The sequence below is a fragment of the uncultured Eubacterium sp. genome (assembly GCF_934525195.1).
GTDB lineage: Bacteria > Bacillota > Clostridia > Oscillospirales > Acutalibacteraceae > Eubacterium_R.
This window is the reverse complement of sequence record NZ_CAKSZA010000003.1, coordinates 148,391-164,447: the sequence shown is the minus strand read 5'-3', so window position 1 is coordinate 164,447 and position 16,057 is coordinate 148,391. Positions and strand designations below refer to the sequence as shown.

At 43.6% G+C, this 16,057-nt stretch carries 17 protein-coding genes; 10 read left to right on the top strand and 7 right to left on the bottom strand.

The window, feature by feature from the left end:
- Positions 1-84: 84 nt before the first annotated feature.
- Complete coding sequence (locus Q0E03_RS04365) at positions 85-990, bottom strand: S1 RNA-binding domain-containing protein (protein ID WP_297129771.1); 906 nt, start codon at positions 988-990, stop codon at positions 85-87.
- A 123-nt stretch (positions 991-1,113) separates the two neighbouring features.
- Between Q0E03_RS04365 and Q0E03_RS04360 the strand changes: the two genes are divergently transcribed.
- The 7 genes from Q0E03_RS04360 (at position 1,114) to Q0E03_RS04325 (ending at position 7,565) form a co-directional block, all read left to right on the top strand.
- Positions 1,114-1,299, top strand: coding sequence for a DUF951 domain-containing protein (locus tag Q0E03_RS04360; protein WP_294837069.1), 186 nt, complete (start codon positions 1,114-1,116; stop codon positions 1,297-1,299).
- Between the two features lie 18 nt (positions 1,300-1,317).
- The gene (gene prfA / locus Q0E03_RS04355; protein WP_297129770.1) at positions 1,318-2,397 is read left to right on the top strand and encodes a peptide chain release factor 1; all 1,080 of its coding nucleotides are present in this window, start codon (positions 1,318-1,320) and stop codon (positions 2,395-2,397) included.
- Entirely contained in the window at positions 2,397-3,968 is a 1,572-nt protein-coding gene (locus Q0E03_RS09090) for an L-threonylcarbamoyladenylate synthase (protein WP_367270228.1), read from the top strand. Before prfA ends, Q0E03_RS09090 begins: the two co-directional genes overlap by 1 nt.
- Positions 3,965-5,365 carry an aminopeptidase gene (locus Q0E03_RS04340; protein WP_297129769.1) on the top strand — a complete coding sequence of 467 codons (1,401 nt, stop codon included), beginning with the start codon at positions 3,965-3,967 and terminating at the stop codon, positions 5,363-5,365. Before Q0E03_RS09090 ends, Q0E03_RS04340 begins: the two co-directional genes overlap by 4 nt.
- Complete coding sequence (locus tag Q0E03_RS04335; RefSeq protein WP_297129768.1) at positions 5,365-6,147, top strand: putative RNA methyltransferase; 783 nt, start codon at positions 5,365-5,367, stop codon at positions 6,145-6,147. Before Q0E03_RS04340 ends, Q0E03_RS04335 begins: the two co-directional genes overlap by 1 nt.
- Position 6,148: 1 nt before the next feature.
- A complete protein-coding gene (locus tag Q0E03_RS04330) occupies positions 6,149-6,664 on the top strand; it encodes an S-ribosylhomocysteine lyase (RefSeq protein ID WP_276972727.1) in 516 nt (171 codons plus the stop codon).
- A gap of 163 nt (positions 6,665-6,827) precedes the next feature.
- The gene (locus tag Q0E03_RS04325) at positions 6,828-7,565 is read left to right on the top strand and encodes a ZIP family metal transporter (protein ID WP_297129767.1); all 738 of its coding nucleotides are present in this window, start codon (positions 6,828-6,830) and stop codon (positions 7,563-7,565) included.
- A gap of 118 nt (positions 7,566-7,683) precedes the next feature.
- Here Q0E03_RS04325 and Q0E03_RS04320 read toward each other — a convergent pair whose 3' ends face one another.
- Positions 7,684-8,427 carry a YebC/PmpR family DNA-binding transcriptional regulator gene (locus tag Q0E03_RS04320; protein ID WP_297129766.1) on the bottom strand — a complete coding sequence of 248 codons (744 nt, stop codon included), beginning with the start codon at positions 8,425-8,427 and terminating at the stop codon, positions 7,684-7,686.
- Positions 8,428-8,541: 114 nt separating this feature from the next.
- On the opposite strand from Q0E03_RS04320, the gene spoIVB reads away from it, so the two are divergent.
- From spoIVB to Q0E03_RS04305, 3 genes are all read left to right on the top strand, one after another.
- Positions 8,542-9,732, top strand: a complete 1,191-nt coding sequence (spoIVB, locus tag Q0E03_RS04315) for a SpoIVB peptidase (RefSeq protein ID WP_297129765.1) — start codon at positions 8,542-8,544, stop codon at positions 9,730-9,732.
- A 128-nt stretch (positions 9,733-9,860) separates the two neighbouring features.
- Positions 9,861-10,910 carry a DUF3048 domain-containing protein gene (locus tag Q0E03_RS04310; protein ID WP_297129764.1) on the top strand — a complete coding sequence of 350 codons (1,050 nt, stop codon included), beginning with the start codon at positions 9,861-9,863 and terminating at the stop codon, positions 10,908-10,910.
- A gap of 72 nt (positions 10,911-10,982) precedes the next feature.
- Positions 10,983-12,008 carry a branched-chain amino acid aminotransferase gene (locus Q0E03_RS04305; RefSeq protein WP_297129763.1) on the top strand — a complete coding sequence of 342 codons (1,026 nt, stop codon included), beginning with the start codon at positions 10,983-10,985 and terminating at the stop codon, positions 12,006-12,008.
- 177 nt (positions 12,009-12,185) lie between these two features.
- On the opposite strand, the gene Q0E03_RS04300 is transcribed toward Q0E03_RS04305, so the two are convergent.
- The 5 genes from Q0E03_RS04300 to Q0E03_RS04280 form a co-directional block, all read right to left on the bottom strand.
- A complete protein-coding gene (locus Q0E03_RS04300; RefSeq protein WP_288314242.1) occupies positions 12,186-12,554 on the bottom strand; it encodes an endonuclease domain-containing protein in 369 nt (122 codons plus the stop codon).
- Between the two features lie 27 nt (positions 12,555-12,581).
- Positions 12,582-13,220 carry an energy-coupling factor ABC transporter ATP-binding protein gene (locus Q0E03_RS04295; RefSeq protein ID WP_297129762.1) on the bottom strand — a complete coding sequence of 213 codons (639 nt, stop codon included), beginning with the start codon at positions 13,218-13,220 and terminating at the stop codon, positions 12,582-12,584.
- Positions 13,217-14,029: an energy-coupling factor transporter transmembrane protein EcfT gene (locus Q0E03_RS04290; RefSeq protein ID WP_297129761.1), complete on the bottom strand. Its 813-nt coding sequence runs from the start codon at positions 14,027-14,029 to the stop codon at positions 13,217-13,219. The genes Q0E03_RS04295 and Q0E03_RS04290 overlap by 4 nt, the downstream gene beginning before the upstream one ends.
- The gene (gene cbiM, locus Q0E03_RS04285; RefSeq protein ID WP_297129760.1) at positions 14,022-15,011 is read right to left on the bottom strand and encodes a cobalt transporter CbiM; all 990 of its coding nucleotides are present in this window, start codon (positions 15,009-15,011) and stop codon (positions 14,022-14,024) included. The genes Q0E03_RS04290 and cbiM overlap by 8 nt, the downstream gene beginning before the upstream one ends.
- 173 nt (positions 15,012-15,184) lie before the next feature.
- A complete protein-coding gene (locus Q0E03_RS04280; RefSeq protein ID WP_297129759.1) occupies positions 15,185-16,057 on the bottom strand; it encodes a hypothetical protein in 873 nt (290 codons plus the stop codon).

The window sequence follows — 16,057 nt, the reverse complement described above, 5'->3', positions numbered from 1 at the left end:
TTGATTTTTGCAATAGACTTTTAAATTGTAGATAAACTCCCTGAACCACGCCGAAAAATAATCAACCGATTTGCCTCGAAAAAGCTAAAATTTTGTTTCAATCAGTTTTATTGCGTTATCGGGTGAATATTTCCAATGCGATATTCTTCCGCTGTCGATAAAATACGAAAGTTCGGCAGGGGGATCAAAATCGTCAAATGCTTCCACGATGACCAATTTTACCTTCATTTTATCGGGCAAAATCGATTTGATAAACACCGACACCCGTTGCCCCGGTTCAAGGTTTTTGCAAGGCTCGGCAAGACCTGCAAGATTTGGCGCAAGCTCAACAAAAACGCCGTAGGTTTCAATGCTTCGCACAACTCCCGTCACGGTTTCGCCAACGCTGAACATCGACGCATTTTCCTCCCAAGTGCCGAGCAACTCTTTAAGAGAAAAGGTCATTTTGTGTTCTTCCTTTTTTCTTAATACGGTTTGTATAATTTGTCCTATGTATACTCGTTCTCTCGGGTGACTGATTCGTGACACCGACAGCATATCAATCGGTATCAGCGAGTTGATTCCCGCACCTATATCTATGAACGCTCCGAACCGTTCAAGGTGGGTCACTCTTGCGGTTATTATGTCGCCGCATTCAAGCGGAGAAATGTAGTCACGCATACATTCGAGCTGAACAATTCTGCGTGACAAAACCGCATAGTCGTTGCCGTAGTCATCCTGTCGAACAGCCACTATTTTAAAGGCTACGGGCTTGTTCACCTTGCTTATCAAAGCAATGTCACGCACGGTTTCTTCCTCTATTCCGAGAGCACCCTCGCACCTCGGAATAATTCCGCTCATAACCCCCAAATCAATGTGAAGATTATGTTCCCTGTCGCACAACAAAACTTTGCCCTCGATGATTTCACCGCTTGCAATTGCCGATTTGATTTCCTTCACCGTGGTGAATTTTTTGTCCGTAAAATTTATACCCTCCGGATAATAATTCATTCTAATCATTCCTTTACTTTAGTAGTAAAGTCTATGAGAGAACGCAACAAAATATGTTATTGATAAAGATATAAAATAGTGATATAATATTTTAGTTATAGATTAATTAAGGACGGTGACATTTTGGATATTCAAATAGGCGATGTTTTGACGGTGAAAAAACCGCATCCGTGCGGAAGCAAGGAGTTTGAAGTTTTGCGTGTCGGCGCAGATTTCAAAATAAAATGCCTCGGTTGCGGACATCTTGTTACCGTTGCACGAAGCAAGATAGAAAAAAACATCCGCAATGTAAAGCGGAACGAAGAATAATTTTAGTGAGGACTTGCAATGTTTGATAAGCTTGAAGAAGTAGAAAAGAGATTTGAAGAAGTGAATGAGCTTGTTTGTCAGAGCGAGGTTGTGGCAGATATGGAACGCTACACCGCTTTGATGAAAGAGATGAAACAGCTCACTCCGATTGTTGAAAAATTCAGAGAATATAAAACCGCAAAGCAAACAAATGAGGAAAGCCGTGAAATGCTCGGCGACAGCTCTCTTGACGAAGATTTTGCCGCTATGGTAAAGGAAGAATTCGAGAGCAGCAGGGACGAAATGGAGCGACTCGGCGAAGAACTCAAGGTGCTTCTCCTTCCTCGTGACCCTAACGATGACAAGAATGTTATTGTTGAAATCCGTGGCGGTGCAGGCGGTGAGGAAAGTGCACTTTTCGCAGGTGTGCTTTATCGTATGTATTCTATGTACGCAGAGTCAAAGGGTTTCAAGACAGAGGTTTTGTCTGCAAGCGAAACAGGGCTTGGCGGATATAAGGAAATCAGCTTTAGCATCACGGGTGACGGCGCTTATTCAAGATTTAAGTTTGAATCGGGCGTTCACAGAGTTCAGCGTGTGCCTGAAACCGAAAGTCAGGGCAGAATTCACACTTCAACAACAACTGTTGCGGTGCTTCCCGAGGCGGAAGAGGTTGATTTTGAAATTCTTGACAAGGATTTGCAGATAGACACATTCCGTGCTTCGGGTGCGGGCGGTCAGCACATCAACAAAACATCATCCGCCATCAGAGTAACACATATTCCGACAGGAACGGTTGTTGAATGTCAGGACCAGCGTTCACAGCACCAAAACAAAGAAAAGGCACTTCTTGTGCTCCGTGCAAGACTTCTTGATGCCGAAAGAGAAAAGCAAAATGCAGAAATCGCAGGCGAGCGCAAGGCACAGGTCGGCACAGGCGACAGAAGCGAGCGTATCAGAACTTACAATTATCCGCAGGGCAGAGTTACCGACCACAGAATCGGACTTACATTGTACAGGCTTGAACAAATCCTCAACGGCGATATGGACGAGCTTATTGACGCACTTATCACGGCGGACACCGCTGAAAAACTAAAGGCTTCACAGGGAGAAGAATAATGATTGACACAAAGCTGTTCGGCACAAGTGAATATGATATTGCCGAGGCGGGCAAAATGATTGCGCAGGGCAAACTTGTTGCTTTCCCTACCGAAACCGTGTACGGCTTGGGTGCAGACGCTCTCAATGAAGAAGCGGTGCGTAATATCTACCTTGCAAAAGGCAGACCGTCGGACAATCCGCTGATTGTTCACATTGCAGAAAAAGAAGATATTGTGCCTCTTGTGCAAGAGGTGACGCCAAAGGCAAAGGCGCTTATTGATGCGTTTTTCCCTGCACCGCTTACGATTATTTTGAAAAAATCCGACAAAGTCGGCAAAGTGGTCAGCGGAGGGCTTGACACCGTTGCCGTGCGTATGCCGAAAAATGAGATTGCACGCAAGCTGATTAAGGCGAGCGGTTGTCCGATTGCCGCACCGAGCGCAAACACTTCGGGTTTGCCGTCACCGACAAGGGTAAAATATGTCATTGATGATATGATGGGCAAGATTGACGGAATTATTGACGGCGGAGATTGTGAGTACGGTGTGGAAAGTACGGTCATCACTCTTGCAACCGATGTTCCGACCTTGCTTCGTCCGGGTGCAGTTACCAAGGAAATGATTGAAGAAGTAATCGGCGAAATCACGGTTGCTCCCGCTGTGCTTGAGGGAATGAAAAACGATGAAGTTGCCGCTTCACCGGGTATGAAATACAAGCACTACGCACCAAAGGCAAAGGTTGTTATCGTCAATGCAGACAAAAAGACCTATGAGGATTTTGTGAATTCCCGAAAAGACGCTTTTGCGCTTTGCTTTGATGATGACGAGGTGACAATTCCAAAGATAACTTTTGGCAAAGAAAACAATGATTTGAGTCAGGCAAAGGAACTTTTTGACGCTTTGCGAGAACTTGACGAAATGGGCGCAAAAAAGGTTTATGCACGAATTCCGCACAAAGACGGAGTAGGTATGGCGGTTTACAATCGACTGATTCGTGCGGCGGCTTTTTGCATTATCGATTTGACAAAGCCGTTCACCGTTGGACTTACGGGTCCGACAGGTGCAGGCAAAAGCTATGTTTGCGAAATTTTCAGGCAAAAAGGCTTCAAGGTGATTGATTGCGACAAAATCGCACACGAACTGACTGCGAAAAACGCTCCGATTTTGACAGAACTTGCAAAGGAATTCGGCGAGGATGTTGTCAAAGACGGCGAACTTGACAGAAAACTTCTTGCTTCAAGAGCGTTTGACACGGCGGAGCACACCAAAAGGCTCAACGCAATTCTTCACCCTGCAATTATCAAAAAGTGCAAGGAGGAGGCAAACGGCTTGACCGTGCTTGATGCGTCACAGCTTTTTGAGGCAAATTTGCAAAACGATTGCTACAAGGTAATCGGTGTTCTTGCCGATGACGATATAAGAATAAAGAGGATTGTCGCAAGGGATAATATAACCGAACAGCAGGCACGGCTTCGTATGTCGGCACAGCTTGACAGGGATTATTTTATTGACAATTGCGACTATATAATTTATAACAACGGCGAAGATGTTGCCGTTCAAACAGATAACATTTTGGAGGTAATCTTATGAGTGAAAAGGCAAAGCAGTTGAAAGAAATGCTTTTTAACAAAAAAGAGAGCGGTGTTGATTTTATGACCGACGACGAACTCAAGGAATGTGATGATTTTTGCGAGGGCTACAAGGACTTTTTGTACACTTGCAAAACCGAAAGAGAGGTTGCCGCTTGGGTTGAGGATTTGGCTCAGGCAAACGGTTTCCAAAGTTTTGATGAATTCGGCGACGCTCTTGAACCGGGCGAAAAAGTTTACTATATGAACAGAGGCAAGGCAATCATTCTTTGCGTAAAGGGCAAGAGAAGCATCAAAGACGGCGTAAGAATTTCTGCCGCTCATATTGATTCACCTCGTCTTGACCTCAAACAATGTCCTGTTTACGAGCAGGACGGTGTGGGATATTTCAAGACCCACTACTACGGCGGAATCAAAAAATATCAGTGGACAGCTATTCCGCTTTCACTTCACGGCAGAATTTGCAAGAATGACGGAACATTTGTTGATGTTCGTATAGGCGAAGAAAAAGGCGAGCCAAAGTTCTGCATTACAGACATTCTCCCACACCTTTGTGCAGACCAGCTTACTCGTAAGCCAAACGAACTTGTAAAGGGTGAGGAACTCAATGTTGTCATCGGTTCCCGTCCGTTCAAGGATGATGAAGAAAGCGAAAGAATCAAGCTCAATCTTCTTTCAATTCTTTATGAAAAGTACGGCATTGTTGAGCGTGATTTCCTTTCTGCCGAGCTTGAACTCGTGCCTGCTTTCACCGTTGACGATATCGGCTTTGACAGAAGTATGATTGGCGGATACGGTCATGACGACCGAGTTTGCTCATACCCGGCACTTCAGGCTATTCTCAACATTGATGACGCTCCCGAATACACGGCAATCACGGTTCTTACCGACAAGGAGGAAACAGGCTCTGACGGAAACACAGGTCTTAATTCTTCTTATCTCAAATATTTCATTGAAGATTTGGCAAGACTTGAGGGATACGAGGGCAGAGATGTTCTTCGCAATTCAAAGTGCCTCAGCGCAGATGTAAATGCAGCCTACGACCCAACTTGGTCAACTCCGTTTGAAAAGAACAATTCAAGCTTCATCAACAACGGTGTTTGCGTAACAAAGTTTACGGGTGCAAGAGGCAAGAGCGGAACTTCGGACGCAAGCGCCGAATATGCAAGCTGGGTTAAGACTTTGCTTGAAGAAAACCATGTTTTGTGGCAAACAGGCGAGCTTGGCAAGGTAGATGCAGGCGGCGGAGGAACTGTCGCTATGTATATTGCAAATTTGGATGTAGACACAATTGATGTCGGTGTGCCTGTTCTTTCTATGCACGCACCTTACGAGGTTGTTGCAAAGGTTGATGTTTATATGGCGTACAAGGCATTCTTGACTTTCTTCACAAAGTGATGGGGATTGTTATTTGTCCAAAGTGCAGAGAAAAGCTGAGCATTGACGGCAACAGTTTAAGATGTGTTAACAACCACTCCTTTGATTTTTCAAGGGAGGGGTATGTTAATTTGCTCCTCACCAACAAGAGCGGTGACAAAAAGGGCGACAGCAGGGAGTCTGCACACGCAAGGCATAATTTTTTGGCAAAGGGTTATTATGATGTGCTCAAAAACGCCATCGCCAAAAAGATGCAAGGCACGGTTCTTGACATTTGCTGCGGCGAGGGGTATTACGATACATATAAAGGCGAGCTTTACGGCTTTGATTTGAGCAAAGAAATGGTGCGACTTGCCGCAAAGAGCAATAAAAACGGCAAATATTTTGTTGCGAACCTTTCGCAAATTCCGATTGAAGATAAAAGCATAGACACGGCAATTCACCTTTTCGCTCCGTTCAACGACAGGGAGTTTTCAAGGGTGCTCAAGGATGACGGCGTGCTTTACAGCGTTATTCCGGGCGAAAATCATCTTATCGAGATGAAAGAGCTTTTGTATGATGTTCCGTACAGAAATGACGAAAAAGCTCCCGACAGCGAGATTTTGCAACTTGTTGAGCGTGAAAAGGTGGCAAACACGGTGCACATCTCAAATGATGATTTGTACGAACTGTTTTCTATGACACCGTATTTTTATCGCACAAGCGAAGAAAACAAAAATCGCCTGAAAACAGCAGGCGACATTGATTTGACCGTTGAATTTGTAATATTAAAATACAAAAACCAACAAACAAAGGAGATATAATATGGACTTAATTCCAAGCTTTCAGGTAGACCACAACCGCATTGTGCCGGGTATTTATGAATCAAGGCTCGACACTCTCGGCGATGAGTTTGCCACAACTTTTGACATAAGAATGAAGAAGCCAAACGCAGAGCCTGTCATTCATCCAAACGCTATGCACACAATCGAGCATATCGTTGCAACATTCCTTCGCAATGATGAGGAGTGGAAGGACAGAATTATTTATTGGGGTCCTATGGGTTGCCTCACAGGCTGTTATTTGATTGTTAAAGGTCATCCTACTCCGCAGGAGATTTTGCCTTTGATGATCAGAGCGTTTGAATACTGTGCGGATTATGAGGGCGAAGTTCCGGGTGCAAATCCAAAGAACTGCGGCAACTATATTCTTCACGATTTGAATATGGCAAAGTATGAAGCAAAACTTTTTGCCGACATTCTCAACGACAATCCTGGGTTTGAATATCCTGTTGAGGAGCGAATTCAAACCGAGCACGGTCAGACTTTTTACGATTCGTAAGCAAAAAGACGGTGGGGTTTATATTTAATTCCTTTTTACCCCTCAGTCGCACATAAAGTGCGACAGCTCCCCTTGATTACATAACAAGGGGAGCCTTTTTGTTTTTTGGTAGAATATTACTAACAAAGTTTTGAGTCTGTTCATAGTATAGATAGGTGATACTATGACATTTTTAGGAATACTTATTCCGTTTTTGGGAACAACGCTCGGTGCGGCGTGTGTGCTTTTGTTCAGGGAACAAATGAAACCGTCGCTCCAAAAACCGCTTTTGGGATTTTCGGCAGGAGTTATGGTGGCGGCTTCCGTGTGGTCGTTACTCATCCCTGCCATAGAGCAGAGCGAGAAAATGGGCAAACTGTCGTTTTTGCCTGCAACGATTGGATTGATGTGCGGAGTGGGTCTTTTGCCTGCGGTTGATGCAGTCCTGCCGAGGCTTAATCTGTCCAAAACCGCAAAATTAGTCCTTGCCGTAACCGTGCACAATATCCCTGAGGGAATGGCGGTCGGCATAGTTTTTGCGGGAATGTTGTCGCCCGAATGTAATGTGACTTTGGCAGACGCAATGGCATTGTCAATCGGCATAGCAATTCAAAATTTCCCAGAGGGCGCAATAGTCAGCCTGCCCGAACTTGCACAGGGCAAAAGCAGAGGAAAAGCCTTTTTGATTGGAACTTTAAGCGGTGCTGTCGAGCCGATTTTTGCGGTGCTGACCCTTTTGATGTTCAGCATAATTTCGCCTGCAATGCCTTATCTTTTGGCATTTGCGGCAGGCGCAATGATTTATGTCGTGGTGGACGAACTCATCCCCGAAGCAAGCCTCGGCACGCACAACAATGTTTCAACTTTCTCCTTTGCAATCGGATTTTGCGTGATGATGATTTTGGATGTCGTGTTTGGGTGAAATAAAACGGAATGTCGTCTGACATTCCACACAAATCGTAGGGGCGAACTGTGTTCGCCTAAAACTGCATATAAGAAGCAAACAGCTCCCCTTATTGGAGAGCTGTTTGTTATAATCATTATTCTTCGTATTCGTCTTCGTTTTCCCAGTTGTGGTAGATGTTTTGAACATCGTCGTTTTCTTCGAACATTTCAATCATCTTTGCCATTTTCTTCATATCATCCTGGCTTTCAAGACGGGTGTAGGTGCTTGGAACATATGCGGCCTCACTTGAAATAACCGTGTAGCCCTTTGCTTCAAGTTCATCACGGATTGCACCGACATCGTTTGGCTCTGTGCGGATTTCGAAAATATCCTCTTCATCGGTGAGGAAATCGGAAGCACCTGCTTCGAGTGCGTCCTCCATAAGCTGATCCTCGTCTGTGTCCTCTTTTTCGATGATGATTACACCGAGTTTTTCAAACATAAAGGTTACAGAACCCGGGTTGCCCATATTTCCGCCTGCCTTGTCAAAATAATGTCTTACTTCGCCGGCAGTTCTGTTTCTGTTGTCTGTAAGTGCCTCAACAACAACCGCAACACCTGACGGACCGTAGCCCTCGTATACGATTTCTTCGTAGTTTGTGGTGTCTGCGTCGCCTGCAGCTTTCTTTAACATTCTGTCGATATTGTCGTTTGGCACATTGTTTTGCTTTGCCTTTGCGATAACATCACGAAGCTTTGCGTTATTGTTTGGGTCTGCACCGCCGTTTTTAACCGCTACGGCAAGTTCTCTTCCTATTTTTGTAAATACCTTTGCTCTTGCAGCGTCATTTGCACCTTTTTTTCTTTTAATGGTGCTCCATTTATTATGTCCGCTCATAATTAAAAAATACCTTTCTGTCAGATTTATACACAAAATATTTTAGCACATATAATATATGGTTTCAAGTATGAATTTTGCTTGACTCGGCAAAACTATAACGAGGTGTTAAATTTGAAAAAAGCAATCAGAATTTTTGATGTAATTTTGTTTTTTGTTTGCAGTGTGATTTTCGGCGTGATCATTTGGGGAAATATTGCCCTGCCCGACAGAGTTGTGACATATGACGGCAACAATTCGCCCATTGCAAAGGTGTTCACATACACGGCAAAGGACACAAGTCTTGCGGTGGACAGGCAGTCGTCAAGTCCCAGACGGGAAAACCTGAAAATGTTTGGCGTTATCCCAGTCAAAGAAGTCAGCGTAACCGAAAAAGCACAGCAAACCGTTATGGTCAGCGGTGAAGTTTTCGGCATAAAACTGTACACAGACGGCGTGATTGTTGTCGGTATTCAGGATGTTCAAACCGATTCGGGTAAAAAGAGTCCGTCAGGTTCGGCAGGGATAGAAGTGGGTGATATTATCGTTGCCATTGACGGCGAAAATGTCTACACTTCCGACCTGGTTCAAGCAATTCTGGGCGCAAACAACGGCGGCAGTTTTGATGTAAAAATCAAGAGAGGCGAGAGGTTCAGGGATTTCACAGTGACTCCCGTTTATTGCGAACGAGAGGGGTGCTACAAGGCAGGAATGTGGGTGCGAGATTCCACGGCGGGTATCGGCACAATCACTTTTTACAACAAAAACAGCGGAATTTTCGGGGCGCTCGGTCACCAAATCAATGATGTTGACACAAAGGAAATTATGCCGATGCTTGACGGCGAAGCGGTCAGGGCAACGGTTTCAAAAATCGAAAAAAGCACGAGGGGCACAACGGGTTCGCTCGAATGTGATTTTACAAATCAAACGCTCGGCAGACTTCTCAGAAACACGGATTGCGGAATTTTCGGCGCATATGCCGAGGTGTCGGACTGTGCAAAGGAATACCCCGTTGCATCAATTCAAGAGGTGAAAAAAGGCAAGGCGACCGTGATTTCAACTGTTGAAAACGGACAGCCAAAGGAATACGAAATTGAAATTACCCGAATAGGTTTCAACGAAAACAACCGTGAAAAAAATATGATTGTCAAGGTGACGGACAAGGATTTAATCGATAAAACGGGTGGAATAGTTCAAGGAATGTCAGGCTCGCCGATTGTTCAAAACGGCAAATTAGTGGGCGCACTCACCCATGTTATTGTCGGCAATCCGCAAAAAGGCTATGCCGTTTTTGCGCAAACAATGGTTGAGGAGTCGAACAATTAAACAATCCGATTTTCGTCATCTTTCAATCTGTACAAAATTTTGCTGTGAATTTCTACCTATTAACCGATTGAAATTGTATATTCCAAGTGGTAAAATTATTTTATATTAACTTTTGGGAGATATGAAAAATGAAGAAAATCACAGCAGTTTTATTGGCAATATTAATGGTGGTTGCACTGTTTGGTTGCTCGGCAAAGCAAGACGAAGAACCGACAACCACACAGCCTGTAACCGAAACCACAACAAAAGCGCCCGTGCTCAATCCGTTGACAGGCGATGAGGGCTTTTCCGAATCGGCAGTCGGCAAGCGACCGATTGCAATCGTTGTTGAAAACCTCCGTCCTGCACGACCGCAATGGGGCATCACCTCACCCGACATCATCTGTGAGGGCGAAGTTGAGGGCGGTATCAGCCGTATGCTTTGGCTCTATGCAGATGTCAAGGATGTACCCGAAAAGGTCGGTCCGCTCCGTTCTGCACGACCAAGCTATGTAAAATTCAGCAAGTTTTTTGATGCGATTTTCATCCATTGGGGCGGAAGCCACAGCACAAAGAACTACACAGGCGGATACGAAACAATCAAAAAAGAAAAAGTCAACGATATTGACGGTATGTCGGGCGGCGAACTTTTCAGCCGTGACACATCAAGAAAAGTGTCGAGCGAGCACAGAGGCGTTCTCAACGGAAAAAAAATAAGCAAAGCCATCGAGAAAAAAGGCTACAGAACCGAACTTAAAGAAAGTTCTTTCTCACAGCTTCACTTCAATTCAACCGTTGCTCCTGCCGGTGCGGACGGTGCAACTTCTGTCGGCGTAAAATTCTCTGACAGAACCGACACAAGAAAATTTACATACAACGCAGAGGATGGCAAGTACAGCACAAACGATTGGGAGAAAAAGGTTAAGTTCCAAAATCTCATCATCTTGAAAGCCGAGTCAACCTACATCACCGTACCGTACAAAGGCTCAACCACAACTTATTTGAACTACAAGTGGACATCGGGCAGCGGCAAATATATTTCTAACGGCACAGTAACCGACATCACTTGGGAGGTTGCAGACGGCAAGCTTGTTTTAAAAGACGCTGTGGGCAACACTCTTTCGGTCAATAAGGGCAAGTCTTACATTGGATTTGTATCATCAAATCACAACGGCAAAATCACCTGCTCAGCAGAATAATTTACTCTTTACAAAATCATTCAAAGTGCTATAATAAAATTATATTTATAACAAACAAGGGAGATGTTTAAAATGGCAAAAAAGAATATTGACTGGTCAAGCCTCGGCTTCGGTTATATTCCGACAGACGAACGATATGTTTCGTGGTTCAAGGACGGCAAATGGGATGACGGCGCTCTCACAAAGGACGCTAACATCTCAATGAGCGAGTGTGCTTGCGTGCTTCAATATGCTCAAACAGTATTTGAGGGCTTGAAGGCATACACAACAAAGGACGGCAGAACTGTTTGCTTCCGCCCTGATATGAACGCAAAAAGACTTGCGGAATCTTGCCGTAGACTCGAAATTCCTGAAGTACCTGAAGAAAAATTTATTGATGCGGTTAAACAGGTAGTTAAGGCAAACGAGGATTATGTGCCGCCGTTCGGTTCAGGCGCAACCTTGTATCTTCGTCCGTTCGTATTCGGCTATGATTCAATCATCGGTGTAAAACCGGCTAACGAATTCCAATTCAGAGTTTTCGCAACTCCTGTAGGTCCATACTTCAAGGGTGGCGCAAAACCGATTACAATCAGAGTTTCCGATGTTGACAGAGCTGCTCCTCACGGAACAGGCGACATCAAGGCAGGTCTTAACTATGCTATGTCGCTCCACAACATTGTTGACGCTCACAATTGCGGATTTGACGAAAATATGTATCTCGACCCTCAAACTCGTACAAAGGTTGAGGAAACAGGCGGTGCAAACTTCATCTTCATCACAAAGGACGGCAAGCTTGTAACTCCAAAGTCAAACTCAATTCTTCCGTCAATCACTCGCCGTTCACTCGTGTATGTTGCAGAGCACTATCTCAATATGCCTGTTGAACACAGAGAGGTTTATTTTGACGAACTCAAGGATTTTGCAGAATGTGGTCTTTGCGGAACCGCAGCTGTTATTTCTCCTGTCGGCAAGATTGTTGACCACGGCAAGGAAATCTGCTTCCCGTCAGGTATGGAAGAAATGGGTCCATACACTAAGAAACTTTACGAAACACTCACAGGCATTCAGATGGGCGAAATCGAAGCTCCTGAAGGCTGGATTGTTGAAATCGACTGATAAATTAAATGTCATACATAAAAAGCTCCCAATCGGGAGCTTTTTTGTGTTAAATAATAAATTACCTTAAATAATAATTTATATACTTTATAATCCCTCCGAGTGCGATAAATCGCACCCACCTCCCTTTACAAGGGAGGCACTAAAAGCCATTAGGCTCCCTTGTAAAGGGAGCTGTCACCGTAAGTGACTGAGGGATTTCAATATTATTTTATCCAAATATTCACAAACACCACCAAAATTAGTATTAATTTCGTTATTAGGAATTCTAACAACAAAAAGTCCTAATTCTTCAAGATATTTTGTTCGCTCGGTATCATATCTAATTGCTTCTTTCTCAAAATGCTGAGAGCCATCAATTTCAATCACCAAATTTGCTTTCGCACAATAAAAATCAACTATATAATTACCTATTATTTTTTGACGAACAAACCTAAGGTCTTTGTTTCGTAAATAATCGTACCATAAATGTCGTTCTTCTTTGGTCATATTTTTTCGTAACTCTTTTGCATTTGGAACAAGTTTTTTATTATGACTATATTTCATTCAACCACTTAACCTACTTACAATCCTTTATAAATTTATAACCTTGTCTGCCATTTTGTCAAAATCATCGGTGTGCGACACGATTATGATTGTTTTGCCGACAGAGTGCATTTGATTCAGAAAATCAACAAGCCATTGCCTTGCTTTTTTATCGAGGAAATTCATCGGTTCGTCAAGAATGAGAACTTGCGGATTCATTGCAAGCACCGACGCCACGGCAACTTTTTTCTTTTCGCCCATTGAGAGGTGGAACGGTGCACGCTCTTTGAGGTGTTCCGTGCCCGTGAGTTTCAGCATATCGTCAACTCGCTTTGCAATTTCCGCTTCGTCAAGTTGCATTTGGCGTGGAGCAAAGGCAATTTCGTCGTACACGCTTGAACAAAACAGCTGTGCGTCTGTGTTTTGGAACACATATCCGATTTTTTGATGAAAGGCTTTTGCAAATTGCTCATCCTTCATAGCCTTTTTGTCAATCACGGTGCCGTCAAAGGTGTAAGTGCCGATTTCGGCAAATTCAAGAGCGTTTATAATATTCAAAAGTGTACTTTTGCCACAGCCGTTGTCGCCCTTGATGACAACAAATTCGCCGTCTGCGATTTCCGTGCCGAAGTGCTTCAACACGGGGGTGCTGTCGTACGCAAAGCAAATATCGTCAAGTTTTATCATTTTGCAATCACCTCAAAATAAACAAATATTCCCACCGCACATGCAATCAGCAGGAGGTACAAAAAATCTCTCGCTTTTAATTTTTCGTGCCGTGTGACCGTGTATTTTCCGCTGAATCCTCGACATTCCATAGCCTTGACTGTTTCTTCGCCCGATTGTTTAGCTTTGATGAAAACCGTGCCGAGTATTCCCGAAGCGGATGCTTTTTTGTTGTCGTTCTTGCCGATTGAGCGGATTTTCAGTGCGTCAAGCATTTCAAGGCAGATTTCGCTCAAAATGAAGATGTATTTTATCGTGATGTCAAAGGTGAAAATTACCACATCGGGAACACGAAACGATTTGAGCGATGCCGTTATGCTGTTGAACGGTGCGGTCAAATTGACTGCCATAATCAAGCTTGTACTGACGGCAACCTTGCCGAGAACGGTCAGCAATGTTTTAGGATGTCCCATAAAAACGGCAGGAAGCAGAATGACGGCTGAAATCAACAATGCAGGGCACAAAACACGCAAAAGTGCTTTGATTTTTTCTGCTTTGAGCAGGGCAACTCTCACCGCAGTTATGCCGAGCATAAAGAAAACGAAGCTGTAATTTTTTGCCGATGCTGTGAGAATTATCAGCAATAAAACGGCAAAAAGACGAACAGAGGTGTTCGCCTCCTTCGTCTTATATAAGCCTTTGTTAACTTTAAATTTTGACATCACCGCCACAACGGATTTTTGCGATTTTGTGATAAATCCGCTTTTGTCCTTTGGCGGTGTGTAGTCCTCGTTTACCGTCAACCAAGACGGTATTTCATTTTCAGTCATAGTTAACCTTTGATTTCATAAATGTGCTTGCGAGCTTGAACAGAATTGTTGAAAGTGCAATTCCGATTACTGCACACAAAATATATCCGACCCAATCAGGCAAACCGCCGATTGAATAGTCCGGGCAAATTGCTTCAAATGCGGAGAGTGGGCCGTTTTCAAGACCGCTCGGAACATAGCCGACAAGGTCGGTCATCTCGTCTGCACCCCATTCGCCCCAGGCTGTTCCTGTTGCCAAAAGTCCGATAGGTGTTGCAAGGGTGAGCACTGCAAGAAGTACTCCGATAAAGGTGTTGCCCTTTTTGGTTGTTGGCTTTTTTGCCATAATTTCAGGCGAAGTTGACTCAACAAATGCAAGCATTGCAACTGTGAAAATTGCTTCTGCCAAACCGAAAAGTGTGAGGTGTTCCGCCATCATTGCAGGGAGTGAAACATTGAGTCCGTATGGGCAATAAAGCGCCTGACCGTCTGCGGATTTGAACAGAAGCGGTTGAATACCGAACTCAACAGCCGCACAAAGCGCCGCACAGTTGATGCCGACATAACTGCCAACTGCCGCACCGATAAACTTGCCGGTCTTGTTTTTCATTTTGCGAGTAATAAGATTATACACGGCATAGCCGACAAACGGCAAAACAAACGCCATATTAAAGCAGTTTGCGCCGATTGCAAGCACACCGCCGTCACCGAACAACAGCGCCTGCAAAATCAACGTTACGCTGACCGACAGGCACGCCGCCTCCGGTCCAAGCAATATGGCAATCAGCGTTCCGCCTACTGCGTGACCGGTTGAACCGCCGACAATAGGAATGTTGAACATCATTGCAACGAATGAAAAAGCGGCAAAGATACCCAAAAGAGGCATTTTGTCCTTTGTGATTTCTTTAGATACTTTTTTTATTGAATATCCCCACGCAGGAATAGCGGCGGCTGTCATAACCGCACAAGTAGCCGGGGAGAGGTAGTTTTCAGGAATGTGCATAACATTTCTCCTTAAATATAATTTATACACTTGTATATTATCATACCCAAAAATCCAAGGCAACCCTCCCCCGGGGTTGTTTTTTTGATGAATATTTTTTCCAAACCTAAAAGCTGACAAAATAAAATTCAATATTAAAGAACACAATTACACAAGCAATAAATGCTCAAAAATCAGGCTTTTTTCTTTTGCTCGCACAGATTTTTTAACTCAAATCCCACAAAAGCTGTCAACGGCAAAAGCAAAGTCAACAAAAGCCTCCAAACATTAATATCGTCAAAGCAAGTCATCATAAAGTTGCCATACGATATAATTTCCTGAAGAATTGTCATATCCTCACCCGATTTAATAGTTCCGCTGAAGAACATATATGTTGCTCCGCAAATCATAAATTGCAGTTCAACAATAATCATTCCGATATAAACATCTTTCGGTTTGTTGCACAAGCCCATAATTATGTTGAAAATCACAAACGCACTCCACATAATTATGCAAAGGGTTTTGTAGCTGAAATAATCAAAAAGACCGATGTTGAAATACAGCACCACGCAAACCCAATAAACAACGATAGGTTTCAAATTATTAAGCAAGGCTTTGGCGGATTCGTTTTTCTTGAAATCGTTTATTTTTTCGTCATCCCCAACGCCTATATATTGCTTTATCCCAACAATTATCAGCGGTATCAACGGCATAAGCATTGTCGCCAATAATTCCCAAACATTATGATTTTTAAAGCCTACCATAAAGAAGTTGCCAAAGCTTGCAATGTTTTGAGTTACGGATGGTTCTTGCGGAGATTTGCTTGCTTCAAACAGAAAAATCGCACCGCAAATCAAAAACTGAACTTCGAGTATTATCGTTCCTATGAATATATCTTTCAACTTGTTAAAAACGCTCATAATAATACTCAAAACCAAAAATGAAATCCACAAAACAGCAACACAGCTTTCGAAACTCAAAATATCAGAAAGCAAAGATAATAAATATATCGAAACACTTGCCCAATAGACAATAATCGGCTTTAAGTTATTAAACAAATTTTTCAT

What these genes read in the sequence shown, in the direction of transcription:
- Q0E03_RS04365 (WP_297129771.1), bottom strand. Translation starts at nt 990, where the DNA reads ATGAATTATTATCCGGAGGGTATAAATTTTACGGACAAAAAATTCACC.
- prfA (WP_297129770.1), top strand. Translation starts at nt 1,318, where the DNA reads ATGTTTGATAAGCTTGAAGAAGTAGAAAAGAGATTTGAAGAAGTGAAT.
- Q0E03_RS09090 (WP_367270228.1), top strand. Translation starts at nt 2,397, where the DNA reads ATGATTGACACAAAGCTGTTCGGCACAAGTGAATATGATATTGCCGAG.
- Q0E03_RS04340 (WP_297129769.1), top strand. Translation starts at nt 3,965, where the DNA reads ATGAGTGAAAAGGCAAAGCAGTTGAAAGAAATGCTTTTTAACAAAAAA.
- Q0E03_RS04335 (WP_297129768.1), top strand. Translation starts at nt 5,365, where the DNA reads ATGGGGATTGTTATTTGTCCAAAGTGCAGAGAAAAGCTGAGCATTGAC.
- Q0E03_RS04330 (WP_276972727.1), top strand. Translation starts at nt 6,149, where the DNA reads ATGGACTTAATTCCAAGCTTTCAGGTAGACCACAACCGCATTGTGCCG.
- Q0E03_RS04325 (WP_297129767.1), top strand. Translation starts at nt 6,828, where the DNA reads ATGACATTTTTAGGAATACTTATTCCGTTTTTGGGAACAACGCTCGGT.
- Q0E03_RS04320 (WP_297129766.1), bottom strand. Translation starts at nt 8,427, where the DNA reads ATGAGCGGACATAATAAATGGAGCACCATTAAAAGAAAAAAAGGTGCA.
- Q0E03_RS04310 (WP_297129764.1), top strand. Translation starts at nt 9,861, where the DNA reads ATGAAGAAAATCACAGCAGTTTTATTGGCAATATTAATGGTGGTTGCA.
- Q0E03_RS04305 (WP_297129763.1), top strand. Translation starts at nt 10,983, where the DNA reads ATGGCAAAAAAGAATATTGACTGGTCAAGCCTCGGCTTCGGTTATATT.
- Q0E03_RS04300 (WP_288314242.1), bottom strand. Translation starts at nt 12,554, where the DNA reads ATGAAATATAGTCATAATAAAAAACTTGTTCCAAATGCAAAAGAGTTA.
- Q0E03_RS04295 (WP_297129762.1), bottom strand. Translation starts at nt 13,220, where the DNA reads ATGATAAAACTTGACGATATTTGCTTTGCGTACGACAGCACCCCCGTG.
- Q0E03_RS04290 (WP_297129761.1), bottom strand. Translation starts at nt 14,029, where the DNA reads ATGACTGAAAATGAAATACCGTCTTGGTTGACGGTAAACGAGGACTAC.
- cbiM (WP_297129760.1), bottom strand. Translation starts at nt 15,011, where the DNA reads ATGCACATTCCTGAAAACTACCTCTCCCCGGCTACTTGTGCGGTTATG.
- Q0E03_RS04280 (WP_297129759.1), bottom strand. Translation starts at nt 16,057, where the DNA reads ATGAAAAATTTGTTTAATAACTTAAAGCCGATTATTGTCTATTGGGCA.